We start from the raw sequence: 25,835 nt of genomic DNA on the forward strand, positions 1-25,835 counted from the left end.
CCGCCGCCGGTCAGAACTTGAAGGTGTAGGAGGTGATCAGGCGGTTCTCCTTGTAGTCAGCCCCCGAAGCCGCGCCGTTGCCGTAGCGGGTCTTCACGTCGATGTTGCGCCACTCGAAGCCCACGCCCTTGAGCGGGCCGCTCTGCACCACGTAGCTGAGGAAGATGTTGCGTTCGCTCTCGACGTTCTGATCCAGATCGTTGTTGCCACGGTCTATACCAGTGCCGCGCATGTAGCGGGTCATCAGCTTCAAGCCGGGCACGCCATAGCTGGCGAAGTCCAGGTCATAGCGCAGTTGCCAGGAACTCTCGTTGGGCTTGACGAAGGCCACGGTGGACCAGTTCACCAGATACGGCTGCGGCGCATAGCCGTTGAGGGTGGGGAAGGTACTGTCGCCGAGCATGCGCTGGTAGCCGACACCGATGGCGTGGGCGCCCTTGCGTAGAGTGGTCATGGCGCCGTAGGAGCGGTTGTCGATGTCGCCGTAGAGCGCCTTGCCGTCTTCACGGTTGTCGAAGTAGCGCAGGTCGGTCTTCAGCCCGAAGCCGTTGCCCAGGTCGGCATTGTGCGTGGCACCGAGGTACTGCTGCTGATAGATGTCTTCCAGCTGGCCGTAGAAGTAGGTCGCCGACAGCGACGGGGTGAAGGCATAGGTGGCACCGGCGAAATTCAGACCATCGCTGCGGCGTTGGATGTCCGGCCCGTTGAACAGGTACATCTTCTCGCGGTTGGACGATTCACGGCTGCTGATCTCGGTGAAGCGGCCGGCGGTGAGGGTCAGCTTGTCCACCTCGCGCGACTCCAGCATGAAGCCGTGGTAGGTGGTGATCAGTTGCCGCGAGTCGTCGTAGAAAGCCACCGGCAGCGTCGGACGATGTTCGCCGATCTTCAACTCGGTCTTGGAGTAGCGCACCTTGGCGGTCAGCGCGGCGCGGCCGTAATCGCGAACCTGTTCGCCCTTGCTGTCATCGTAGGGAATGATGGTGTCCGGGCCGCGGCCACCACCGCCATCGAGGCGATAGGCATATTGCGCAGATACATCGAGACCGAATTGCACAGTGCCTTCGGTATATCCGGAAATAGCGCGAAAGTCGAAACCCTGAGTCCAACTGCCAACACGCGATTTGGGCGCGTCGTGCTGTTTGAAGTCACGGTCGATATAGAAGTTGCGCAAGCCAAGACTGACTTGTCGATCATCGATAAAGTCCGCTTGGGCGGAAATCGACGCGAACATGCCCATCAGGCCAACAGCGCCCATGCTGCCGGCCAGCCAGTTGTTCTGGAACATTGTTTTGATCCTTTGTTACTTGTGCAAGGCACAATGAGTGGAAGCAGATTAATTAGCAGGCAACTCAAACAAGGCAGTTAATCCGCAGTGTTGTTTTTATAACCACTTACTGCAAAAAAGGTCGTAGCAAGGCTCTACCCATAAATCTCGGGCAGTTATTTCTTATTAACGGGTACTGCATGTTTCAGGATGAAATGGCACTTCATCCGGCATTTCCGAAGTGACTTCGGAAAATCCTGTGGCACTGGCAAAACGGCGGGTGGGCCAATGCCCACCCACGGCGTCTCAGCAGGCCGAACGCGACTGCTCGCCCAAGCGGTGATAGGCACGGTTGAAATACACCAGGCCGTCCTGGTTCTTACCGTTACGAATACCCAGCACCTCGCAATAGAAGATGGTGTGCGAACCCACCTCATGGGCCTGGGCGATGCGGCAATCGAAATTGACCAGGGCGTCGTCCAGCAGCGGCGCGCCGCTTTCCAGGGTGCTCCAGCTGGCCTGGGCAAAACGCTGGTCGGAGTCCAGCTCGCGGTTGGCGAACACGCCGGAAATGTCCTTCAGCTCGGCGCTCAGCACGTTCACGCTGAGCACGCCGTTCTGCTTGAAGTGGCCATTGGAGAAAGATGAACGATTCATGCATACCAGCAGTGTCGGCGGCTGGTCGGTGACGCTGCATACGGCCGAGGCGGTAAAGCCCCAGCGCCCGGCTGCACCGTCGGTGGTGATCACTGAAACGGCGCCGCCCAGCAGCGCCATGGCATTACGGAAACCTGTGGTGTCGACCATGATCTTGCCCTCGTCTGTTAACGGCCTGCTGGCCTGCGCTAGATGTCCAGCACCAGTTTTTTCGACTTGGCGCGCGAACAGCAGACCAGGATCTGGTCGTTGGCGGCCTTCTCGTCATCGGTGAGGTAGACGTCGCGGTGATCCGGTTCGCCTTCCAGCACGTCGCACAGACAGGTGCCACAGACGCCCTGCTCGCAGGAGATTTCCACCTTGATGCCGACGGTGGCGAGGGCATCGATGATGGTCTGGCCTTCGGCAACCTGAACGGTCTTGCCGCTGCGCTGCGCCACCACCTCGAAGCTGTCGCCGCTGGCATCGACTTCCACCTGGAAGTACTCGCGGTGGATGTGTTCCTCGGCGTAACCAGCTTTGCGTGCACCGTCGATGACCCAGTCCATGAAGCCGGACGGGCCGCACACGTAGACGTGCACACCGGCGCCTGGCTGGCCGAGCACGGCCGGCAGGTCGAGCTTCTGCGCATCGCCTTCATCATCGAAGTGGGTGCGTACGCAGGCAGCGAAATCGGCGCCCGCCAGTTCGTCGAGGAAGGCCGTACGCTGGCGCGAACGCCCGCAGTAGTGCAGCTCGAACGGGCTGTCCTGAGCCGTCAACTGGTGCGCCATGGCGATCATCGGGGTGATGCCGATGCCACCGCCGATAAGGATCGAATGGCTGGCGCCAGCGGCCAGGGGAAACAGGTTGCGCGGCGTGCCGACGCTGACGCTGGCGCCCTCGGTGAGCAGCTCGTGAACCGCCAGCGAGCCACCGCGCGAAGCCGGGTCACGCAGCACACCCAGGCGGTAGACGCTGGCGTTGGCCGGGTCACCGCAGAGCGAATACTGGCGTACAAGGCCGGGCTTGAGGTGGATATCGACATGGGCACCGGCCTCGAAGGTCGGCAGATTGCTGCCCGTCGGATCGGCGAGGTCGAGGATCACTACGCCCTCGCCTTGCTCCTGCCGCTTGCGTACCACCAGGTTCAACACTTGCTCAGTCATACCGACCTTCCCGCACCCTTCGGGGTGCTGATTGTTCTCGTTCGTTACAGTCCGCAGCTCGCACGCGCGGCATTCTTTCTTTTGTCCGCTGCGGCCATTGGGCCGCTGCGGACGGGGTTCAGCGCATGAACAGGCCGCCGTTCACATCCCAGGTCGCCCCGGTGGTGAAGTAGGCTTCCGGGCGCACCAGCTGCACCACCAGGTCACCGAGGAAATCGGCATCGCCGAGGCGCTTCACCGGGATATTGGCCAGCAGCCCGGCCATGCGCTCCGGCGGCACTGCCGCATGCACGGCAGGCGACTCGATGGGACCGGGGGCGATGGCGTTGACCGTCACGCCGGCGGCCGCCAGCTCCTTGGCGAAGATCTTGGTCAGGGTGACGATGGCGCCCTTGGAGGCGGCGTAGTGCGCCCCCGTGGCGGTGCCGCCGTTCTGCCCGGCCAGCGAAGCCATGTTGATGATGCGCCCGTAGCCGGCGCCGGCCATGTGCCCGCCGAACACCTGGCAACCGAGGAAGATGCTGCGGGTGTTGAGGCTCATGACCTGATCGAACTCTTCCGGACTGATCTGCATGACTGGCGTGGTGCGCGTCATCGCGGCACTGTTGACCACCACGTGCAGCGCGTCCCAACGGGCCAGAACGGCGGCCAGCGCGTCCTTGAAGTCGGCCTTGCTGGCAACGTCGAGTTGCAGCGCCAGGCTGCGCTGACCGCTCGGGTCGAGACGGTCGGCGGCGGCCTGGGCACTTTCCAGCGACAGATCGGTGATCACCACCGCGTAACCGGCTGCGAACAGACGGTTGGCGATGGACAGACCGAGGCCCTGGGCGGCGCCGGTGACGAGGGCTACCTGAGTCATGCCTCACCCCCGAGGGCCCGTTCATGGGCGCGCGAGCTAGCGCGAGACAAGGAAGAAAGGGCTGAGGAAGCGGAGTCTACGAGCCGTAGATGAGCATTCCGAAGCCGTTGATGACGCTGTATCGCCGACGCGCAGCCGCTCATGGACGGGCCCTCACAGGATGTAGCCGATACCGGCGAGAGTATCGGTGGAGTTGATCAACTGGATCAGCTTGCGCTGGATCTTGAAGCTGTCGCCGTCGCGCTTGAGCTGGAAGGTGACATCCGCGGTGTAGTGCTTGAGCACGTCCTTGCGGAACTCGCGCAGGTTCTGCGCGCAGCGCACGGTAACCACGCCGTCTTCCTCGCCGAGTACGCGAAAGCGCGACAGGCTGCGCACGGTGCGGGCACGCGGGCTGGTGGAGATGGACTCGCCGCCGATCAGGCGCTGCACACGCAACTGGCGCATGTGGTGGTCGTCGTAGGCGTAGTTGAGGGTGTTCTCGAAATCGGTCTCGTTGGGGTCGATCGGGATGATGTAGGTGCCCTTGTCGGCCCACAGGTTCAGCCAGGCGTCGAAGTCGCCGTGGTCGAGCATGTCCGCTTCCTGCCAGATGAAGGCGCTGACGTGGTTGAGCAGTTCAAGATTCATGGTCGTTCTCTTCAAATAAGTGCGTTACGGAGCTGAGCGGCAGGCCCCTCTCATCGCGCCGATGAGAGGGGCGAGACAGCTCAGGCCGACATCATCTTTTTCCACTGCTGGTAGGCCGCGCGCATGCCGGTCTCGGCGCTCACGTCGCTGACCAAGCCGTCCTCGCTCGGCTTCTCGCCGGGCAGGCCGCGGTTGAGCATGATCCACAGGTCGCTGCCGGCCTGGGCGCCCTTCTGCACACGCTCCCAGGCCTCGGAATCGTCAGGGGTGCCGAAGCCCATCGGGCCCTGGAAGTGCTCGTGCAGGCGCAGGCGGTAGCGATTGGCCACGGCCGGACCGCCGTCCATGGTGATCACCGCGTGGTGGATCTCGGTCTCGTTCACCGAAACCGGCTGCAGCACGCGGAAGAAGGCCATGGAGCAGGCGACGTTGGGGAACAGGTTGAGGTTGAAACCCGAACCGCCGACGGCGCGGACGATGCGCCGTACCTGCTGTTCCTCGATGCCTTCGTCGCGCAACTCCTGGGCCAGCGCCTCGAAGCGCTCGGGGATCGGCTTGTCGAGGTCGGCTTCCAGATCCACCAAGTCCGGGATCATCACCATCACGCTGTGGCCGTTGCCGAGATCCTCGACGTAGCCGGGGCCTTCGACGAAATCGAACAGCTCCAGGGTCTGCTCGTCCACCGAGGACAGGAACGACTTGTGCACCAACGGGAAGTGGTAGGCGTCGGTGGTGTTCTCCAGCTGGATCTTCCAGTTGCCGGGGAAACGGAAACGATGCTCGCCGGAGACCTTCACGCCGTAGCCCGCGCCCTGCTTCATGAACAGGTCGATCCATTTCTTCGCCGCGCCGAGGAAGTCTGCCAGCGGCTCGATGTCGTCCTTGAAGGTGGCGAAGATCATGCCGTTGTATTGCTCGACGCGCAGGCTGACCAGTGGCAGCTCGCCCTTGTCCAGGCAGTCGGCGTAGCTCTCCGGGTGCGGCACGCCGCGCAGGCTGCCGTCGAGGGCGTAGCTCCAACCGTGGTAGGGGCAGACGAAGCTGTTGGTCTTGCCCTTCTTGTGCTCGCAGACGGTGGCGCCACGGTGGCGGCAGCGGTTGAGCAGCACGTGCACGTCCTTCTTGCGGTCGCGCACGACGATCACCGGCTGCTTGCCGATGTAGGTGCTCTTGTAGCTGCCGTTGTCGGGAATCTCGCTGGCGTGCGCCACCCACACCCAGGTGCTGTAGAAGACCTTCTCCAGCTCTTCGTCGAAGATGCGCGCATCGGTGTACAGGGAGGTGTGCACGCGGTCGTGCAGCACCAGGTCGGCCGGCGAGCTGGCCAGGTTCACGGTTTCGATCAGGTTGGTCACGGTCACTCCTCGTCGGCATCAGGTGCCGACTCACAATTTCTTTTGCTCGCCTTGCCCGAAAGTCGGAGCTCCGGCTAGCGTCATCTTCGTAGGGTGGGCTTGCGCCCACGCCTGGCCTTTCTGTGGTGGGCTGAAGCCCACCCTACGTATTGCCCGGCACCGGTAGGTGCGCGCTGCTGTTCCAGGTATCCACGGGGCGGCTGAACAGGTTCTCGGTCTGGAAGTGCGCCATGCGCCAGGTGCCCTCCTCCTCGCGGAACTTCACCGTCAGCCGCGCGGCGTTGAGGTGCGAGGCACCGCTGGCGAAGGTGGAGGTCTGCAACATCACCCAACTGCCGCTGGCCTCGTCGCCCTCCACGTGGATCAGCTCCGAACAGAGAAAATGCACGTTGAGAGCGAAGTGGGCAGGCTCGGTCATGTAGCCGGCGAACATCGCGCGGATCGCCTCACGCCCCCGGTAGCCGCCGAAGCTCTGGGCGTACTTGGCGCCCTTGCCTTCCCAGATGGCGTCGGCGCTGAACAGCTCGGCCAGCTCGTCCAGCGGGGTGCGCGCATCGAGCGCGTCGCACAGCACCATGTAGCGGTTCATGCAGGCACGCACGGCATTCTCGCTTTCCAGCTGGCGCAGGCGGGCTTCGAGGGATCGGCTCATGTCTCAGGCCCGCTGGATGATCAGTTCGCGGCCAGTACGCGCTTCCACCTTGCAGTAGCGCCACAGCTTGTACGGGCCGCTGCCCACGGCGGTGGTGCGGAACAGGTTGCAGGCGGCGTGGACGGTTTCGATGTCCGGCACGTCGGCCAGCAGGTAGGTGGTCCAGGGGTAGCCGGTGGATGGGCCGACCATGCTCTGGTCGTCGTCCATGTTGCCGAATACCTTCACCCCGGGCAGGTCGTGGATACCGTTCCACATGGTGCTGAACGCCGCCCAGACTTCCAGTTGCTCTTCACGCGGGGCGTCGAAGAAGTTCTGGTTGATGCCCATGCAGAACAGGACGCGCAGGGCTTTTTTCTCAGTCATCACAATCACCGATCTGTCAGTTGAAAATCACAGGTAGCCAGGCAGCGGCTTGTTGCCGAAGAAGATTGCGCCGGCGTTCTGGTAGGTCATGTCGCCCATGAAGGCGTGCTGGGTGATCACCAGGGTGTCGTTGACGAAGCGCGACAGGGGGTTGTCGCGATAGACACCGGTCATCCCCGAGAGCATCTGTGCGGTGCGCGCCACTTCGGCCGAGACACGGGTGGCGTGGGTCGAGGACAGGCGCAGCAGGTTGGTCTGCTCGATGCTCACCGGGTTGCCGGCAACCACGCTGTTCCAGGCGCTTTCCATGGCTTCGTAGAACCAGGCACGAGCGGCGCGCAGTTCCGCTTCGGCCTTGGCCATCTGCATCTGCGCCAGCGGGCGGTCGGCCAGGGCCGGCGCCCCGGTGACGGAGAAACGCCCACTGGCCATGCCGCAGAGGTAGTCCAGGGCAGCACGAGCCACGCCCAGGCCAACCACGGACAGCACCTGCGTGGCGAAAGACAGCGAGGGGTAGCGGAACATCGGCTCATCGAGGTTGGAAGCGCCGCCGCGGACGAACGTCCACTCCTCGGGCACCACCACGCCATCGATCACCACGTCATGGCTGCCGGTACCGATCAGGCCAACCACGTTCCAGGTTTCCTCGATCGTCACCTTCTCCCTCGGCATCACTGCCAGGCGCGGCAGGCCCAGCGTCTCGCCGTTCTTCGGGCTGATGCCGACACCGATCAGGCTCGCGCCCTTGCAGCCACTGGAGAAGCGCCAGCGGCCACTGACCTTGAAGCCTCCGTCATGCAGATCAGCCGGCTGCGGAGGGAAAATACCGCCGGCAAATACGACGTCCGGGCCATTGGCATAGAGCTTCTCCAGTGTTGCCCGGGGCAGTGCTGCCAGGTAGACCGGGTTCATACCGAAGCTGGCGACCCAACCGGCGGAACCGTCGGCGGCGGAGATTTCCTCCACCATCTCGCAGAACTCCATGGGACTGCGCTGCTCACCGCCAAAGCGGGTAGGCACCAGGGCGCGGTAGACGCCCAGCTCCTTGAAACGCTCGATCACGTCATCGGAGATGTATCGCTGCTGATCGAATTCCTCACGCTGGGCGCGCTCACGGATATCGACCAGCAGCGCCTGAAAGGCTTCATTTGCGGTAATCGGGGCAAGGCGCTGGCAATCCAGCTCGCTTAGGGAAGACATGGGCTTCTCCAGGATGGGCATGGTTATTGTTCGAGGCGCTGCAGCAATTCGCGGGCGACTGCCAGAAGCAGTTCGTCCGCGCCTTTGGCGGCGACCAGTTGTAGTCCCACCGGCAACTTCGAAGCCCCTTCGAAAGGGATGCTCAATGCCGGGTGGCCAGTCAGGTTGAAGGGGCGTACGAAAGCGGTTATGCCGATGGCCGCGCGGGTATCGGCAGCGTCTGCAACGAGTGCCGGGTAATCCGGCATGGTCGGCAGAGCGAGAATCGGGTACTGCGCCAGGGCGGCGTCCACCTCGGCGGTGAAGGCAGCGCGGCAGCGTTCGGCGTCGGCCAGAACCGCGTCGCGGGTGTCGCGCGCGGCCAGCAACCGGCCAGCGACGTCGGCGCCGACCAGGCCGCTGTCCACCAGGTGCCCGCAGGCATTCCAGGTTTCCCGGTTGATCACCGCCAGGCCGGCGTCGTAGGCCGCCGGCATGCCGGGCAAGGGTGCCTCGTACAGTTCGAAAGCCGAAGCTTCGAGCACCGCATCCACAACGGCCTGCACCTCCGGGTGAGCCTGCACCGGCACCACGCCGATGCGAATGCCATTCACGCCCGGCAGTACCTTGAAGGAAGGATCGATGACCTGCATCGCCGTGATCAGCGTGTCGATATCGGCGGCAAACGGGCCGACGCAGTCCAGCGAGGTCTGCGTTGGCATCACCCCGGCGCGGCTGACCCGGCCAAAGCTGGGCTTGAGACCGAACACGCCACAGCAGGCAGCAGGAATACGCACCGAGCCACCGGTGTCGGTACCCAGGGAGAAATCGCACAGACCAGCAGCGACGGCAGCCGCCGAACCGCTGGAGGAGCCGCCGGGAATGCGTCCGGGATAACGCGGATTCTCCGCTGTACCGATCCAGGCATTGAGTCCGGTAGTACCGAAGGCCAGCTCATGCAGGCTGGTCTTACCAAGCAGTTGGCAACCGGCATCGAGCATCGCCTGAACCACGTCGGCGTGGCGCTCGGCATCCGGCGCATGCTCAAGAGCACGACTGGAAGCACGGGTGGGATGGCCAGCCACATCGATGGTGTCTTTCACCATCACACGGGGGCCTTGCCCACCGAGCTTCAGCTTCTCGACCACTATCGCCATCTGCGTCACCCACTGCCGTTCTTGTTGAAAAACCGAACCGCCACATGAGCTGCGATTCGCGTAAATCCAGAATCGGAAGAATTACGTGAATTGTCAATTGAATTATCGCTTAAAAAAGAGTGTGTAGATTCGGTGCATTTTCGGCATCGCAAGCACCATTCCCGTGCAGTTTGGTAACACTAAAAACCTGTAACATTCACGCATAAATCACATATAAAACCTTTAAAAACAAATATTTAGAACAAATATGAGATTAACTCTCAACGCACACAAGGATTTTTAATCATCTCGTTAGCACAGTAAAAGCGGCCGATAACCGCACAGAAATTGCACGATTTAAACGGCATTTTTAAAGGCAAAAACCGCGCTTTTTAACCAACAAAAAACACTAAAAAAACGTGATTTTCCGCTCACGAAAAAGCACGTCCAGGCCCGATGAAATCAGCCATGAGGTGATCTGCATCACCCTCTCGGCGGGAGCACTTCGGCACTGCCGCAGGAGGGCAAGCCAAGCGCTCGGTTCGCGGCCGAACAGGGCCATGCGACAGGTCGGTGCACGTCGTTCTGGCACGGGAGGTGCAAAACAGCCTGTGTCGGACGGGTCAATCGCCGACAGCGCCCAAAGGCGCCAGAACAACAAGAAGACGACAAACCCTCCCAACCGGCGGGCTCTGTCTCTCCAAATAGCCTTGCAACCCCTCGGAGTACGTCATGCACTTCAAACGAGCTGTGTCCACCCTCCTCCTCAGCGCCGTCTGCGCTTCCTTCGCACAAGCCGAGGTAAAGGTGGGTGTCATCACCTCCTCTACCGGCCCCATCGCACTGGTCGGGCTACCGCAGAAGAACTCCGTCCCGCTGCTGCCCACTCAGGCCGGCGACCAGCAGGTGAAGTACATCGCCCTGGATGACGGCAGCGACCCCACCGCCACCGTGAAGGCGCTGAAGAAGCTGATCAGCGAGGAAAACGTCGACGCCATCATCGGCCCAAGCGGCTCGCCCAACGCCATGGGCGTGATTCAGTTCGTCGCCGAGGCCGGCGTGCCATTGCTGGCACCGGTCGGCACCGCCGCCGTGGTGCTGCCAATGACCGAGCAGAAGAAGTGGGTGTTCAAGACCACGCAGAACGACGACCTGATCGCCAAGGCGCTGGTCGAGGACATGCAGGCGCGCGGGGTGAAGACGCTCGGCTTCATCGGTACAGCCGATCCCTACGGCGAGAACTGGTCGAAGGTGATGGGCACGCTGGCCGCCGAACACGGCATCAAGATGCTGGCCAGCGAACGCTTCCAGCGCCAGGACACCTCGGTGACCGGGCAGAGCCTGAAGATTCTCGCCTCGCGTCCCGACGCCGTACTGGTGGCCGCGCCAGGCAGCTCGGCGGTTCTGCCGCAAACCACCCTGTTCGACCAGGGCTACCGTGGCCAGATGTACCAGACCCACGGCGCCGCGCTGCCGGACTTCCTCAGGCTCGGCGGCAAGAAGGTCGAAGGCACCATCCTCGCTGCCAGCCTGATGCTGGTGCTCGACCAGATGCCCGACAGCCATCCGTCCAAGGCCATCGCCGGTGATTACGTGGAGGCCTACGAGAAGCTCAACGGCAGCAAGCCGGCCACCTTCGGCGCCAACACCTATGACGCCGGGCTGCTGCTGCAACAGGCGATTCCGGCTGCCGCCGCCAAGGCGCAACCCGGCACGCCCGAGTTCCGCGCTGCCCTGCGCGATGCGCTGGAGGCGACCCACGAGTTCGCCGCCACCCAGGGCGTCTACACCATGAGCCCCGAGGATCACAGCGGCTTCGACGAGCGTGGTCGCGAGCTGATCCAGGTGAAGAACGGCACCTGGACGCTGCTCAAAGGCAACTGATCGCTCCACGCGACACTCCGTAGGGTGGGCCGGGCGGCAATCCGCTTTAGCCCACCGCTGGCTGGTAAACAAAGCCAACCGCTGGATGGTGGGCTGAAGCCCACCCTACGGACTCGCTCCATACCGCAAACGAGTTTCCGATATGAATTTCCAGATTGCCCTGCTGCTCGGCCAGGACGGCATCACCAACGGCGCCATCTACGCGCTGCTGGCGTTGTCGATCCTGCTGGTCTTCACCGTGACGCGCATCCTGCTGATCCCGCTGGGTGAGTTCGTCACCTACGGTGCGCTGACCATGGCCGCCCTGCAGGCCGGCCAGCCTACCGCGCTGGTCTGGCTACTACTGGCGCTGACCCTGGCCGACTGCGCCATGGATCTGTACGACGCCACTCGCGCCAGCCGCAGTTTCCGCTTCCCGAAGCGCATCGTGCTCAAGCTCGCCTATGCCCTGGCCATGGTCGGCCTGATTCGCAGCCTGCCGCTGGCGGAGCTACCCATGGCATTACAGGCCCTGCTCACCCTGGCGCTGGTGGTACCGCTCGGCCCGCAGCTCTATCGCCTGGTGTTCCAGCCGCTGGCTTCGGCCAGTGCCCTGGTGCTGCTGATCGTCTCCATCGCCGTGCACGTGGCCATGGTCGGTGTCGCCCTGCTGCTGTTCGGCCCGGAAGGCGCACGCACCCAGCCCTTCTCCGAAGCCGGCCTGACGCTCGGCCCGGTGACTTTCAACAGCCAGACCCTGTGGGTCATCGCCGTGTCCCTGGCGCTGATCATCAGCCTGTTCCTGTTCTTCGAACGCAGCCTGTATGGCAAGGCCCTGCGTGCCACTGCAGTGAATCGCATGGGCGCACGCTTGATGGGCATCTCGCCGAACCTGGCGGGCAAGGCCACCTTCGCCCTGGCCACGTTCATCGGTGCGCTGTCGGGCATCCTCATCGCGCCCATCACCACCCTGTATTTCGACTCTGGCTTCGTCATCAGCCTCAAGGGTTTCGTCGGCGCCATCATCGGTGGTCTGGTGAGTTACCCGGCAGCCGCTCTGGGCGCGCTCGCCGTGGGCCTGATCGAGGCGTTCTCGATGTTCTGGGCCAGCACCTACAAGGAGATCATCGTCTTCACCCTGATCATCCCCTTCCTGCTCTGGCGTTCCCTCACCAGCCGTCATGTGGAGGACGATGAATGAAACCGCGCTACCTGATCCTCGCCCTGGTCGCCGTACTGGCCGTGGCGCCGGCGGTGCTGCCGCCCTACTACGTCACCCTGCTCAACTACATCGGCCTGTACACCCTGGTGGTGCTCGGCCTGGTACTGCTCACCGGGGTCGGCGGCATGACCAGCTTCGGCCAGGCCGCTTTCGTCGGCCTTGGTGCCTACACCAGCGCCTACCTGACCACCGTGCAGGATCTGCCAAGCTGGCTGGCCTGGGCCAGCGTCTCGCCCTGGCTGACCCTGCTGGTCGGGCTGACCCTGACCGCCATCGTGGCTCTGGTGCTCGGCGCACTGACGCTGAAACTGTCCGGCCACTACCTGCCGCTGGGTACCATCGCCTGGGGCCTGTCGCTGTATTACCTGTTCGGCACCCTGGAGTCGCTCGGCGGACACACCGGCGTCAGCGGCCTGCCGAGCATTTCCCTGTTCGGCTGGGCGTTGGACAAGGGCGAGAAGATCTATTACCTGATCTGGGCGATCCTGCTGGGCGCCATGCTCGTCACCCAGAACCTCCTCGACTCGCGTGAAGGCCGTGCCATCCGCGCGCTCAAGGGCGGTCAACTGATGGCCGAGTCGATGGGCGTCAACACCTTCCGCACGAAGATGGTGATCTTCCTCATCTCGGCGCTGTTCGCCGCCCTCTCCGGCTGGCTCTATGCGCACACCCAGCGCTTCGTGAACCCCACGCCGTTCGGCCTGCACATGGGCATCGAGTATCTGTTCATGGCACTGATCGGCGGCGTGGCCAGCGTCTGGGGCGCCCTGCTCGGCGCCGGCGTGCTGACCATGCTCAAGCAGTGGCTGCAAGATCTGCTGCCGCAACTGCTGGGCAATACCGGCAACTACGAGGTGATCGTCTTCGGCATCGCCATCGTGCTGCTGATGCAACGCGCACCGGGCGGCCTGTGGCCACTGCTGACGCGTCTGCTGCCTGATGCCTGGAAGCCGCGCCGCACCGCCCGCCCAATCGACGACGCCAGCGAGCTGCCGCAGCGCGAAGCGCCGGTCGTCGGCGAGGTGCTGCTGGAAGCGCGCGACGTGACCCGTTGCTTCGGCGGCCTGGTAGCCAACAACGCGATGAACCTGGAGGTGCACGCCGGGGAAATTCTCGCCCTGATCGGCCCCAACGGCGCCGGCAAGAGCACCCTGTTCAACCAGCTCTCCGGCGTCGATACACCCACCTCCGGTGAAGTGCTGTTCCGTGGCCAGCGCATCAACGGCATCCCCTCGCGGCGCATCGCGCGCATGGGCATGAGCCGCACCTTCCAGCACGTCAAACTGCTGCCGGAGATGAGCGTGCTGGAGAACGTCGCCCTCGGCGCCCACCTGCGCGGCAGCAAGGGCGTACTCGCCGCCGCCCTGCGTCTGGATCGCGCCGAGGAAGCACGCCTGCTCGCCGAAGCGCGCCGTCAGCTGGAACGGGTCGGCCTGGGTGACTACCTGTACGTGGAAGCCGGCAGCCTGGCGCTGGGCCAGCAGCGCATCCTCGAAATCGCCCGCGCGCTGTGCGCCAACCCCTGTCTGCTGCTACTCGACGAGCCTGCCGCAGGCCTGCGCCACAAGGAGAAGGAAGCCCTCGGCCAGTTGCTCAGCCGCCTGCGCAGCGAAGGCATGGCGATCCTGCTGGTGGAGCACGACATGGACTTCGTCATGGGCCTGGTCGATCGCGTGGTGGTGATGGAGTTCGGCCAGCGCATCGCCTTCGGCCTGCCGGCCGATGTGCAGAAGGATCCGGCGGTGCTGGAAGCCTATCTCGGAGGAGCGGAGTGATGAACATGCCCATGCACAACCTGCAGCACACGCAGAATCAGGTAGCCAACCCGGTGCTGGACGTCAGCGACCTGTGCGTCGCCTACGGCAAGGTGGAGGCGCTGTCCAACGCCAGCCTGCGCGTCGGCCAGGGCCAGATCGTCACCGTGATCGGCCCCAACGGCGCCGGTAAGACCACCCTGCTCTCGGCCATCATGGGCGTGCTCGGCTCGCGTGGCCGGGTCGCCTTCGATGGCAGCCTGGAAGCCGTGCCGGAAGTCGAGGTGATGGTCGGCCGTGGCCTCGGCCTGGTTCCGGAGAAGCGCGAGCTGTTCAGCAGCATGTCGGTCGCCGACAACCTGCTGCTCGGCGCCTTCCAGCGCCACCGCAGCGGCCAGCGCGACCACGGTCAGACGCTCAAGGAGGTCTACGAACTGTTCCCGCGCCTGTGGGAACGCCGCGAGCAACTGGCCGCCACCCTCTCCGGTGGCGAACGGCAGATGCTCGCCGTCGGCCGCGCGTTGATGGCCAAGCCCAAGCTGCTGATGCTCGATGAACCGAGCCTCGGTCTGGCGCCACTGATCACCCGCGAGATCTTCCGCATCATCACCACCCTGCGCCAGCAGGGCGTGTCGATCCTGCTGGTGGAACAGAACGCCCGCGCCGCCCTGCGCGTGGCGGACTACGCCTACGTGCTGGAAACCGGACAGATCGCCATGCAGGGCCCGGCTGCACAACTGGCCGATGACCCACGGGTGATCGAGGCCTACCTGGGCCTGGCCAGCAAGCATCAGGAAATGCTCGCCACCTGAACCCACGGCGCCCGCCTGGCGGGCGCCGTCGTCTGCTCTGTAAGGAAGCATGCTCATGCTCAATCCAACGCCACTGCGCGTGTGCATCGCCGGTGCCGGCGCGATCGGCTGCACCCTTGCCGCGCGTCTGGTCGAAAGCGGCCAGCCGGTCAGCCTGCTGGCGCGCGGCAAGACGCTCACCGCGCTGCGCGACAACGGCATCCAGTTGACCGACCTGGACGGCGAACACCGCGTGCAGGTCAGCGCCAGCGATGACTGCCGTGAACTCGGCGAACAGGATCTGCTGTTCATCTGCACCAAGGCACCGGCCCTGGCTGGCCTGCTGCCCGAATTGGCGCCGCTGATCGGCCCCGACACCGTGGTGGTGCCAGTGGTCAACGGCGTGCCCTGGTGGTACTTCCACGGCATCGAAGGCCGCTTCGCTCGGCATCGCGTCGAGGCCGTCGATCCCGGCGGCACGCTCAGCGCCAGCCTGGATCTGCGTCACGTACTCGGCTGCGTGGTGTTCATCACTGCCGAAAGCAGCGCACCGGGCGTGGTGCGCTCGAACAACCCGCACCTGATGATCGTCGGCGAGCCGAACGGGCAGATGAGCGAACGCCTGGAACGGGTGCGTGCGCTGATCGCCTCCAGCGGCATCGAGGCACGCACCACCGAGCGCATCCGCGACCAGCTGTGGACCAAGATCATCGCCAACCTGACCTCCAACCCACTGTCGGTAGTGACCGGCGCTACCCTGGAGCAGTTGTACGGCCAGGCCGAGCTGAAGGCGGTGGTGGCCAAGATCCTCCAGGAAACCCTGCTCACCGCAGCGGCCTATGGCGCACGCATCGCCTTCGACCCGCAAACCTTCATGGAGCTGGGCGCCGGCATGGGCGCGGTACGCACCTCGATGCTGCAGGACTACGAACAGGGCCGCCCACTGGAGCTGGCCGCCATCGGCGACGCTGTCGTCGAGTTGGCCGGTTACCAGGGCCTGGCCATGCCCACCACCCAGGACATCCTCGCCCTGGCGCGCTTTCGCAGCGCACCCGGCCACGTCCATTCCCCCGCACATTGATACGAGACTTCGCCATGAACGCCATGACCGATTTCAGCAAGCCCGCCCACTGCAGCGACGAAGAATGGGCGCTGCGCGTCAAGCTCGCCTACTGCTACCACCTGGTGGACTGGTTCGGCTGGACCGAGACCATCTTCAACCACATCTCCGCACGCCTGCCTGGCCCGGCGCATCACTACCTGGTCAACCCCTTCGGCCTGAACTACAGCGAAGTCACGCCGGGCAACCTGCTCAAGGTCGACCTGCACGGCAAGAAACTCGAGCCCTCTCCCTACGACGGCAACCCCGCCGGCTTCGCCCTGCACAGCGCCGTGCATGGCGCGCGCGACGACATCCAGTGCGTGATCCACACCCACACCACACCGATCTCCGCCGTGGTGCAGAAGAAGCGCGGCTTCACCCATGACGACTTCTACGGCGCCCAGCTGCATGGCCGCATCGGCTACCACACCTTCGAGGGCATCACCCTGTTCGATGACGAGAAGACGCGGATGATCGAGAGCCTCGGCGACAAGCACGTGCTGGTGCTGCGCAACCACGGCATCGCGGTAGGCGAGAGCAGCATCGAGAAGACCTTCTTCCTGCTCTGGACGGTGCAGCGCGCCGCCGAGAACCAGTGCGCCGCCGGCGCCCTGGGCGGCGAGGACAACCCACTGGAGGACGGCATCGCCGCCAAGTGCTCTGACCTCACCGCGATGCTGATCCGCGAGAGTGGTTTCGCCACCAAGTTCTATGACGCCATGGTGCGCAAGATGCGCACCGAACGGGCCATGCACTGGTAAGCGCACGGCCTGCCGCCGCAGGCCACAGCCGAGGAGTCGTGTCATGCAAGCTGCCGCCAGCATCCCAACAGATTTCCAGGAGCCACCGATTTCCCGGCTCGATCCGCAGGGTGTCCTGCTCACCTGCAACGCCGCCTACCTGAACATGTGCGGTTACGCCGAACACGACCTGGTCGGCAAACCTCACGAACTGATCAACCACCCGCACATGCCGACATCGGTGATCGCCAGTATGTGGCGATCACTGCGCGCCGGCGTGCCGTGGACGGCGCCGGTGATGATCCGCCACAGGCAAGGTGACGCGGACTGGCACAACCTCTACGTCGTACCTCTGTTCGACGATGGCAAGCTGGCGGCGCTGGGTACCGTCTATCAACCTATCGAGCCGGCGCAGGCGCGCCAGGCCGAACGCCTCTATGCGCGCCTGGCACAGGGCCAGGCCCCCTGGACGCCCCTCCAGCGACTCAGCGAGCTGTTGCTGGGCCACGGCCTGCAACTGGCGCTCGGCCTGGGCCTGGCGCTGGCCACACTGCTGACCTACCTGCCCACGGCACTGGGTGTGCCGCTACTTCTGGCACTGGGCATCGCCGGGCTGCAACCGGCACTGCGCCAGCGCCAGCTGAGCCGCATCCTGCTTGCCCAGCACGCCCAGGCCTACAGCGACCCGCTGCTGACGCCGCTACACGCCCAACATCCCGGCCCGAGCAGCCTGCTGGCCATGGCCCTGGAAAGTCAGCGCGCGCGCATGAGCACGGTGATGTCGCGCATCTGCATCAACAGCGTGGTACTGCGTCAGCAGGCGCAGACCTCGGCCGACGTGGTGGAACACTCGGTCGAGCAACTGGATCGCCAAGTACGCGAAACCGAGCAGACCGCCGCCGCGATCAACCAGATGAGCGCCACCATTCAGGAGTTGTCGCGCAACCTGCAAAACACCGCGCAAGCCGCACAGAACGCCGACCAGTTGGCCCGTGATGGCGAGCGCCTGTCCGACGACAGCCAGCGCTCGGCCCAGACCATGCGCCACTCGGTAAGCGAAATTGGCAAGGCAGTCGGCAGCCTGGCTGCGGCCATCGAATCCATCGGCGGCGTGGCCACGGTGATCCAGAGCATCGCCGAGCAGACCAACCTGCTGGCCCTCAACGCCGCCATCGAGGCCGCCCGCGCCGGCGAGTCCGGGCGCGGCTTCGCGGTGGTCGCAGACGAGGTGCGCAGCCTGGCCTCGCGCACCCGCGAATCGACCCACGAGATCCAGCGCTCGCTGGAAACCTTACGCCAGGACAGCGGTACGGCGCTGGCCACTGCCCAGCGCGGCGAACAGGCGGCCCTGCGCGCCAGCACCGACGTCGAGCAGGCGCGCCAGGCGCTAACGCGCATCTGCGCAGAGGTCGCGCAGATCAGCGGCATGAGCCTGCAGATGGCAGCCGCCATCGAACAGCAGGGCCAGGTCGCCGAGCAGATCAACCAGCAGATCTCCGAGATCGCCGGCTTTACCGAACGCACCAGCCAACAGGCCGGACGCACCAGCGAGATCAGCCAGGCACTGCACCAGTTGGCCGAGTCGCAGTTGGGGTTGGCACAACGCTTCCTCAAAGGCTGAGAACCTGGCAGCCAGGTACAAGAACTTGGCCGCCAGGATCAAGCGACGCCCGGCGCAGGGCGATTGAATGGCGCACACGAGCTCATCGGCCAACCCGATGCCCTTCGCCATTCGTCCTGCCTGGAGGCCTTCCGATGAAGCGGCTGTTCGCCTTGCTGCTCCTGCTTGCCAGCACCACCCATGCAGAGGAGGTACTGCGCGTCTATGGCTGGAAGGACTACATCGACCCGCGGGTGCTCGAGGACTTCCGCGCGCAGACCGGCATCACCGTCGATTACCAGGCGTTCACCACCTCAGATGAACTGCTCGCGGCGCTGGCCGCCGGCACCGATCACGACCTGGTGATGCCCAGCCATTTCATGCTCGAACAACTGATCGCCGAGGGCCGCCTGGCGCCACTGGATACAGGCCGTTTGCGCCATCACGCCAGCCTCGATCCCTGGCTGCTGTCGACCCTGGCCGGCATCCCAGCTGCCAACCGGCATGCGGTGCCTTACCTGTGGGGCTCCATCGGCCTGGTGGTCGACCCGCAGCAGGCCCAGGCGCATTACAGCGACGCACTGCCCAACAGTTGGCGCCTGCTGTTCGACCCCGAGCAGGCTGCGCAACTGAGCAACTGTGGCCTGGGCCTGCTGGACGCCGCCGAAGAAACCAGCTCGCTGCTGCTCAACTACCGTGGCAGGCGCCTGTCCGCCAGCAGCGACCGGCAGATCGTCCGTCAGTTGCGCAGCCTCGAGCCGGTCGCACCGCTGCTGCGTACCCTGGATAACTGGACATTCGTCGACGAGCTGATCGCTGGCCGGCTGTGTCTGGCCATGGCCTGGAGCGGCCATGCAGTACGGGCGATGGAAGGCAATGCACAGTTGCGTTACCAGATTCCAGACGAAGGCGCGGCGATCTATATCGACACCCTGGCGATCCCTACCCACGCCGCCAATCCGCAGTTGGCCTACCGCCTGATCGACTTTCTCATCGACCCACCCGTGGCCATTCGTAACGCCCGCGCCACGCGTTTCTATCCGCCGCTGCCCAGCACTGCGCCCGCCATGCAGAGCTTCGCCGCCGAGCATCCGGCGCAAGTGCTGACGGCCGAGCAGCGACGCCGCAGCTACCTGCTGGAAAGCCTGCCGCCCCGCCAGAAGCAGATTCTCGACGACGCCTGGGCGCGAGTCAGGGCCGCCCGGCACTGACGGTGCCAGAGTGGCAGGCATCTACAACAAGCTGTCCGCCATGTTCAATTTTCCATTCTGGCTGGGTGCTATGAATAACTCCCAGCAATTCTCCAATCCGCCCAGAACAGCCTACTGAGTACGGCGCTGGAGTTTTTGACCACGCCAGACTCGTACATAGCCCGTCGTAGACAGGTTCAAGGCGCAGCGAAAATTTGGCAGCGACGTACAAAAGTCTGTCCAGCACGATCAATTTCTTCTGGCCGGCAAAGGCTTGAATGGTGCTTCGACGATTTATCTCGATCCCTTCGCGAGAGGCCAACACATGCCACACCAGGAATATGACTACATTGTGATCGGCGCCGGCTCGGCAGGTTGTGTGGTCGCCGCCCGGCTGATCCAGCAAAGCGCCGGCAGCGTGCTACTGCTCGAAGCCGGCGGCAAGGACAGCAGCCCCTTCCACACCATGCCGGCCACCGTGGTTCAGGTGTTCCAGCAAAAGTCCTGGCCGTACATGACCGTGCCGCAAAAGCACTGCAACAACCGCGAGATGATCATCGCCCAGGGCAAGGTGCTCGGCGGCGGCAGCTCGGTGAACGGGATGATCTACATCCGCGGCCAGCAGCAGGATTACGACGACTGGGTGAGCGACTGGAATTGCCCGGGCTGGTGCTACCGCGACGTGCTGCCCTACTTCAAGCGCGCCGAAGCAAACGAGAGCCTGGGCAGCGAATACCACGGCCAGGACGGCCCGCTGCCGGTCAGCGAAAACCGTTATCGCCACCCGATGACCATGGCCTTCGTGCGTGCCGGTCAGGAAATGGGCCTGCCTTACGTCAACGACTTCAACGGTGCATCCCAGGAAGGCGTCGGTTTCTACCAGACCACCACCCGCAACGGCGCCCGCGCCAGCACCGCGCGCACCTACCTGAAATCAGTGCGCGACAGCAGCAGGCTGCGCGTGGTGACCGACGCCCTGGTGCACAAGGTGGTGATCGAACACGGCCGCGCCACCGGGGTGATCTTCAGCGAGAAAGGCAGCGCACCCACCACCGTCAACGCGCGCGAGGAAGTGATCCTCAGCGCCGGCGCCTTCGGCAGCCCGAAGATTCTCATGCTCTCCGGCATCGGCCCCAAGGAGCATCTGGCCGAACACGGTATCGAGACGCTGGTTGACCTGCCGGTCGGCAAGAACTTCCACGATCACCTGCACCTGTCGCTCAACGCGACTACCCATGAGCCCAACAGCATCCTCGGCGAAGACAAGGGTTTGCGCGGCCTCAAGCACATGGCGCAGTGGCTGGCGTTTCGCAGCGGCCTGCTGACCAGCAACATTCTTGAAGGCGGCGGCTTCATCGATACCCAGGGCACTGGCCGGCCGGACATCCAGTTCATGTTCCTGCCGGTGATGGACAACTTCGATAACACCCCAGGCGAGGTCGCTCCAGCGGCCGAGCATGGCCTGACCGTCAAGGTTGGCCACCTGCGCCCGAAGGCACGGGGCGAGGTGCGTTTGCGCAGCAGTAATCCCGCCGACCTGCCATTTATCGACCCCAATTACCTGGGCGATCCGGAGGATCTGCAAGGCCAGATTCGCGCCGTGCAGGCGGGCCTGCGGCTCATGCAGCAGCCGGCGCTGCGCAGCCTGATCAAGAAGATTACCGCGCCTGAAAACATCGACTGGCGCGACACTGCCGGGATCGAAGCCTTCGTGCGCAAGGCCATCAAGACCGTCTACCACCCCGGTGGCACCTGCCGCCTGGGCGTCGAGCCAAGTGACTCGGTGGTCGACTTGCAGATGCGCGTACACGGCGTGCCCAACCTGCGGGTGATCGACCTCTCGGTGTGTCCACAGATCGCCAGCGGCAACACCAATGCGCCGGCCATCATGCTCGGCGAGCGTGGCGCCGACTTCATTCTCGGCAAGGCGCCTCTGGCACTGGATGCGCCAGCCGAGCAGACGCTCGACCTCACTCAGCTGCTCGGCGCCAACGGCGCCTCACTCGCCGAAGCCAGCCGCTCCTGACTGCCCTTCGCCACCCTTGGTGCCCGCCGTGCGCCAAGGCTGGCGCTCGCCAGAACATCAGATCGAGGAACCACTATCCATGCGCATTCCCTCCCAGCACCACCTGATTGCTCCGGGCCTTCTTTGCCTGCTCGCCCTCACCCAGAACGCATTGGCCACCGAGGGCGGCGGCGGCGCTTACGCCAACGGCAGCGAGGGTTTCATGACCGGCGCCCTGCCACCGCCAGGCACGTATCTAGTCAGCTACAACACCTATTACACCGCCAACAAATTCGCCAACGACAACCCGGCCTTCGACGATTTCGAGGTCAACACCGCCGCTACCATCCTTCGTGCGATTCACGTCACCGACAAGAAGATCCTCGGCGGCAACTGGGCAATGCATGCGTTTCTGGTCGCAGCAGATGTGGACGTAGACCTGGGTGCAGGCGGACGTCAGAACCACGCTGGCATGGGCGACTTCATCTTCGATCCGCTTGCCATCGGCTGGCACAGCGGCAACTGGCACTGGATCGTCGGCATGGACATCTACCTGCCTACCGGTCGTTACGACAAGAACGAGCTGGCCAACATCGGCCGTAACTACGTCACCCTCGAACCGCTGTTCGCCTTCACCTACCGCAACGAGGCCGGTTACGAGTTTTCGATGAAGACCATGTTCGATCACAACTACGAGAACCGCGACACCAATTACCGTTCCGGCAACGAGGTGCATGCAGATTTCGTCGCCGCCAAGCACTTCGGCAACTGGGGCGTAGGTATCGGCGGCTACGCCTACAGACAGGTAAGTGGCGACAGTGGCGAGGGCGCCGTACTGGGGGACTTCAAGGGTCGTGCAATGGCCCTCGGCCCGCAATTCACCTACTCAATGACTGGCGGCCTGAACATCCAGGGCCGCTACCAGCACGAATTCGACGTACAGAATCGCCCGGAAGGCGACAAGTTCTGGCTGAACATAGCCATCCCTCTCTGACCCTTAATCTCTACTTAGGATGATCCCATGAGCGACATTTCCCTACTGCCCCAGGTACGCGAGTTCCTTCAGCGCAATCATGCCCATTTCATCGACGGCCAGTACCGCGCCGGCACATCGGGCAAGCGCGTGCCCATCGTCAACCCGGCCAATGGTGAAGTGATCGCGCAGATCACCTGCGCCACCGCCGACGAGGTCGAGTCGGCCGTCGCCGCCGCCCGCCGCACCTTCAAGGGCGAGTGGGCGCAAACCTCGCCCTACCAGCGCGGCGTGATCCTAAACCGCCTGGCCGATCTGATGGAGGCCAACGGCGAGGAACTGGCGCAACTGGAAACCCTCTGCTCGGGCAAGTCCATCCACCTTTCACGGATGTTCGAAGTCGGCCAGAGTGCCATCTTCCTGCGCTACTACGCCGGCTGGACGACCAAGATCAACGGTGAGACCATGAGCCCGTCGTTCCCGTCCATGGCGGGCGAGCAGTACACCGCCTTCACCCGCCGCGAGCCAGTGGGCGTGGTGGCAGGCATCGTGCCGTGGAATTTCTCGGTGATGATCGGCGTGTGGAAAATCGCCGCCGCCCTGGCCACCGGCTGCACCCTGGTGCTCAAACCCAGCGAGTTCACCCCGCTGACCCTGCTGCGCCTGGCCGAACTGGCGATCGAGGCCGGTGTGCCGGCCGGTGTGTTCAACGTGATCAATGGCACCGGCGAGGTGGGCGCCAGCCTGATCGAACACCCGCAGGTGGCCAAGGTGTCGTTCACCGGCTCGGTACCCACCGGACTCAAGGTCGGTCAGAGCGCCATGGCCGCCAACCTCACCCGCGTGACCCTGGAGCTGGGTGGCAAAAACGCTGCCGCGCTGCTGCCCGACGCCAATATCGACGGCGCGGTGGCTGGCCTGATCCAGACCGGCTACGTCCATCAGGGCCAGGTCTGCGCCGCACCGGAGCGCATCTACGTGCACCGCTCGCAACTCGATGAGACCCTGGCCAAGTTCACTGCGGCCCTGCAAGGCATGAACATCGGCTCGCCGCTGGATGAGAGTGTCAACTTCGGCCCACTGGCCAACAAGCCGCAGTTCGACAAGGTTTCGCAGTTCCTGCAACTGGCGCGCGAGCAAAGCCAGGTAGTCTGCGGCGGCAAGCCGCTGGCCCGCGCCGGCTACTTCGTCGAGCCGACCGTGGTGCTGGCCAACGGGCCGCAGGATCGCCTGCTGCACGAGGAAACCTTCGGCCCGATTCTCTGCGTGCTGCCCTACGACGAGGTCGAGGAGCTGCCGGCACTGATCAACGATTCGCCGTTCGGCCTCACCGCCAGCGTGTGGACCAACGACCTGTCGCGTGCGCTGCGTCTGATCCCGCAGATCGAAGCCGGTACGGTGTACGTCAACATGCATACCTTCCTCGACCCCTCGGTGCCCTTCGGCGGCATCAAGGCCTCCGGCACCGGTCGTGAATTCGGCAGCGCCTTCATCGACGATTACACCGAACTGAAATCGGTGATGATCCGCTACTGACAGGCTGCAAACGGGCCGCCAGCCACTCTCGGCGGCCCGCTCCCTCACCGACCTCCGCTCCCCCTCGCCACATCCCCAGCCCTTCCCCCGAACCAGCGAACAGGCGAATATCCGGCCGCATGAAGAAAACCGACCATTGATCTCAGCGCGATATCACCCAGCGGTTTCTGGCTCAAAAAATGCTTGAATATTCACGTTATTTGCCAAGTGTGCAGAAACGACACAAACAGCGCACCAAAACATAAAAAATAAAGTGAGGTTGCCTCATGAGCGTGCATACATCCCGTGATTTCGAACGCTGGAACCACAGCGTTCACAACGTTTGCGGGCGTTTCGAAACCCGCCCGGCCTGGCATGACGTGGCCTTCGTCGGCGAGATAGAGCGCATCGACCTGGGCGGCCTGGAAATCGCCGATATCAGCACCAATGCACTGGCCATCAACCGCCAGCGCGGTAACAGTGCCCGCGCGGATGATCGCTACTATTTTCTGGTGATGCAGCGCGAAGGGGTGATGGCCATCGATCAGGGCGACCGCGAATTCGTGCTCTACCCCGGCGACATGGCCCTGCTCGATTCGGCGCAGGCCTTCGAGATGAAACCGCAGGGGCTGATCCGCCAGCTTTCGGTGCACCTGTGCCGGGACATGGTCGACCCGCTGCTGCCGGTGGCGGCGCGACGTTTCGGCAAGCTGGAGAAAGAAAGCCCGACCGGGCACCTGCTGCAGGGCATCCTGCAGCAGATCGCCAACGGCGAGCTCGGCTCGGCTACCCAGAACCACTACGGCTCCGCGCTGCAGAGCGCATTGATTGCCCTGCTACCGCCGGCGTTCCACGACGAGCAACTGCTCGAACCGGGCCGCCCGTTGCGCCGCCTGGCGGAGAAGATCATCAGTGAGTCACTGCCGAATGCGCCGACACCAACCGAGCTGGCGGCGAAGCTGAACGTGTCGGTGCGCAAGCTGTACCGCCAGTTCGAGATCGACGGTGACAGCATCTGCCGCTACATCCAGCGCCAGCGCCTGGAGCGCAGCGCGCGGGAACTGGCCGACACCGGCAGCCAGGCGCTACCGATCACCACCATCGCCTACAAGTGGGGCTTCACCGATTCGGCGCATTTCTCGCGCGTGTTCAAGCACTGCTACGGCGTGTCGCCGCGCGCCTATCGGGCCAACGCCCTGAACCGCCAGATGGCAGGCCATGCGCCTCTGCATGGCTGACTTGACGGCTCAGATTTCGGACAGGTTGTCGAACATGGTCGCCAGGGTCTGGTTGAGCTTGCGGATCTGTGCCTCGGTCATGCCCTTGAAGCCGGCATGGAACAGCTCCGCCGTGACCTCGTGCATGGCGAAGTAGGCCTGACGCCCCTTCTCCGTGATGGAGACCTGGGTCACACGGCCGTCGAGATCGCTCTGGCGGGTATCGACCAGACCGTCGTCCTTCATCCGGTAGACGATCTTGGTGATGGTGGAGAGCTTGGCCACGGCGAACTCGGAAATCTCCGAGATGCTGGCGTCCTGGGTTTCATACAGGATGTTGAGAACGCGCCAACGAGGAATGTCGAGATCGACCTTCTTCAGCAGCTTTTCCATGCTCATCGAATAGCGGGCGTGAACACGCACCAGCCAATAGAACGGAAACTCTTCCTTGTGAAAATCTTCGCTGATCGGGTTGTAACGATTGCGACGTTTCTTCGGCACCTTCATGGATAGACCGCTTCGATGGGAACAAGGGCAGATAATAGATAATTCTAGTATTTGTTGCACCGTGGCATCGTGTCTCACGGGCCGCAGCGCCTCACCAACAAGCGCTG

Annotated in this window: 23 protein-coding genes; 12 read left to right on the plus strand and 11 right to left on the minus strand. The window is 63.9% G+C overall.

Annotated features, from left to right (window positions below; all coding sequences use genetic code 11):
* Positions 1-10: 10 nt before the first annotated feature.
* From EL191_RS20150 to EL191_RS20195, 10 genes are all read right to left on the minus strand, one after another.
* Positions 11-1,288, minus strand: coding sequence for an OprD family porin (locus EL191_RS20150; protein ID WP_041980483.1), 1,278 nt, complete (start codon positions 1,286-1,288; stop codon positions 11-13).
* A 285-nt stretch (positions 1,289-1,573) separates the two neighbouring features.
* Positions 1,574-2,074 carry a flavin reductase gene (locus EL191_RS20155; protein WP_041980482.1) on the minus strand — a complete coding sequence of 167 codons (501 nt, stop codon included), beginning with the start codon at positions 2,072-2,074 and terminating at the stop codon, positions 1,574-1,576.
* Positions 2,075-2,112: 38 nt separating this feature from the next.
* Positions 2,113-3,072 carry a PDR/VanB family oxidoreductase gene (locus tag EL191_RS20160; RefSeq protein WP_041980481.1) on the minus strand — a complete coding sequence of 320 codons (960 nt, stop codon included), beginning with the start codon at positions 3,070-3,072 and terminating at the stop codon, positions 2,113-2,115.
* Positions 3,073-3,190: 118 nt separating this feature from the next.
* Positions 3,191-3,931 (minus strand): SDR family NAD(P)-dependent oxidoreductase, encoded by a 741-nt coding sequence (locus tag EL191_RS20165; protein ID WP_041980479.1) that lies wholly within the window; start codon positions 3,929-3,931, stop codon positions 3,191-3,193.
* A gap of 153 nt (positions 3,932-4,084) precedes the next feature.
* A complete protein-coding gene (locus tag EL191_RS20170; protein WP_013717269.1) occupies positions 4,085-4,561 on the minus strand; it encodes an aromatic-ring-hydroxylating dioxygenase subunit beta in 477 nt (158 codons plus the stop codon).
* Positions 4,562-4,641: 80 nt separating this feature from the next.
* Positions 4,642-5,916, minus strand: coding sequence for an aromatic ring-hydroxylating oxygenase subunit alpha (locus EL191_RS20175; RefSeq protein ID WP_041980478.1), 1,275 nt, complete (start codon positions 5,914-5,916; stop codon positions 4,642-4,644).
* Positions 5,917-6,058: 142 nt separating this feature from the next.
* On the minus strand, positions 6,059-6,568 hold the full coding sequence (locus tag EL191_RS20180; protein WP_041980477.1) for a nuclear transport factor 2 family protein: 510 nt from the start codon (positions 6,566-6,568) through the stop codon (positions 6,059-6,061).
* 3 nt (positions 6,569-6,571) lie between these two features.
* Positions 6,572-6,934, minus strand: coding sequence for a hypothetical protein (locus EL191_RS20185; protein WP_041980476.1), 363 nt, complete (start codon positions 6,932-6,934; stop codon positions 6,572-6,574).
* A gap of 27 nt (positions 6,935-6,961) precedes the next feature.
* Positions 6,962-8,134 (minus strand): acyl-CoA dehydrogenase family protein, encoded by a 1,173-nt coding sequence (locus EL191_RS20190; protein WP_041980740.1) that lies wholly within the window; start codon positions 8,132-8,134, stop codon positions 6,962-6,964.
* A 23-nt stretch (positions 8,135-8,157) separates the two neighbouring features.
* Complete coding sequence (locus tag EL191_RS20195; protein ID WP_041980474.1) at positions 8,158-9,270, minus strand: amidase; 1,113 nt, start codon at positions 9,268-9,270, stop codon at positions 8,158-8,160.
* A 711-nt stretch (positions 9,271-9,981) separates the two neighbouring features.
* Between EL191_RS20195 and EL191_RS20200 the strand changes: the two genes are divergently transcribed.
* From EL191_RS20200 to feaR, 12 genes are all read left to right on the plus strand, one after another.
* A complete protein-coding gene (locus EL191_RS20200) occupies positions 9,982-11,133 on the plus strand; it encodes an ABC transporter substrate-binding protein (RefSeq protein WP_041980473.1) in 1,152 nt (383 codons plus the stop codon).
* Between the two features lie 142 nt (positions 11,134-11,275).
* Positions 11,276-12,313 carry a branched-chain amino acid ABC transporter permease gene (locus EL191_RS20205; RefSeq protein ID WP_013717276.1) on the plus strand — a complete coding sequence of 346 codons (1,038 nt, stop codon included), beginning with the start codon at positions 11,276-11,278 and terminating at the stop codon, positions 12,311-12,313.
* Entirely contained in the window at positions 12,310-14,109 is a 1,800-nt protein-coding gene (locus tag EL191_RS20210) for a branched-chain amino acid ABC transporter ATP-binding protein/permease (protein WP_041980472.1), read from the plus strand. The genes EL191_RS20205 and EL191_RS20210 overlap by 4 nt, the downstream gene beginning before the upstream one ends.
* On the plus strand, positions 14,109-14,900 hold the full coding sequence (locus tag EL191_RS20215) for an ABC transporter ATP-binding protein (RefSeq protein ID WP_013717278.1): 792 nt from the start codon (positions 14,109-14,111) through the stop codon (positions 14,898-14,900). The genes EL191_RS20210 and EL191_RS20215 overlap by 1 nt, the downstream gene beginning before the upstream one ends.
* A 55-nt stretch (positions 14,901-14,955) precedes the next feature.
* Positions 14,956-15,960 carry a ketopantoate reductase family protein gene (locus tag EL191_RS20220; protein ID WP_041980471.1) on the plus strand — a complete coding sequence of 335 codons (1,005 nt, stop codon included), beginning with the start codon at positions 14,956-14,958 and terminating at the stop codon, positions 15,958-15,960.
* Between the two features lie 14 nt (positions 15,961-15,974).
* On the plus strand, positions 15,975-16,742 hold the full coding sequence (locus EL191_RS20225) for a class II aldolase/adducin family protein (protein ID WP_112211007.1): 768 nt from the start codon (positions 15,975-15,977) through the stop codon (positions 16,740-16,742).
* Positions 16,743-16,785: 43 nt separating this feature from the next.
* Positions 16,786-18,342, plus strand: coding sequence for a methyl-accepting chemotaxis protein (locus EL191_RS20230; protein WP_041980470.1), 1,557 nt, complete (start codon positions 16,786-16,788; stop codon positions 18,340-18,342).
* 134 nt (positions 18,343-18,476) lie between these two features.
* Positions 18,477-19,532: an extracellular solute-binding protein gene (locus EL191_RS20235; RefSeq protein ID WP_041980469.1), complete on the plus strand. Its 1,056-nt coding sequence runs from the start codon at positions 18,477-18,479 to the stop codon at positions 19,530-19,532.
* 304 nt (positions 19,533-19,836) lie between these two features.
* Entirely contained in the window at positions 19,837-21,537 is a 1,701-nt protein-coding gene (locus EL191_RS20240; protein WP_041980468.1) for a GMC family oxidoreductase, read from the plus strand.
* A gap of 79 nt (positions 21,538-21,616) precedes the next feature.
* Positions 21,617-22,510 (plus strand): SphA family protein, encoded by an 894-nt coding sequence (locus EL191_RS20245; RefSeq protein ID WP_041980467.1) that lies wholly within the window; start codon positions 21,617-21,619, stop codon positions 22,508-22,510.
* Positions 22,511-22,537: 27 nt separating this feature from the next.
* Positions 22,538-24,025, plus strand: a complete 1,488-nt coding sequence (locus tag EL191_RS20250; RefSeq protein WP_041980466.1) for an aldehyde dehydrogenase family protein — start codon at positions 22,538-22,540, stop codon at positions 24,023-24,025.
* A gap of 266 nt (positions 24,026-24,291) precedes the next feature.
* The gene (feaR, locus tag EL191_RS20255) at positions 24,292-25,242 is read left to right on the plus strand and encodes a transcriptional regulator FeaR (protein WP_013717284.1); all 951 of its coding nucleotides are present in this window, start codon (positions 24,292-24,294) and stop codon (positions 25,240-25,242) included.
* A gap of 9 nt (positions 25,243-25,251) precedes the next feature.
* Here feaR and EL191_RS20260 read toward each other — a convergent pair whose 3' ends face one another.
* On the minus strand, positions 25,252-25,728 hold the full coding sequence (locus EL191_RS20260; protein ID WP_013717285.1) for a MarR family winged helix-turn-helix transcriptional regulator: 477 nt from the start codon (positions 25,726-25,728) through the stop codon (positions 25,252-25,254).
* Positions 25,729-25,835 lie beyond the last annotated feature (107 nt).

Origin of the sequence: Pseudomonas mendocina, from assembly GCF_900636545.1 — a bacterium.
Lineage (GTDB): Bacteria > Pseudomonadota > Gammaproteobacteria > Pseudomonadales > Pseudomonadaceae > Aquipseudomonas > Aquipseudomonas mendocina.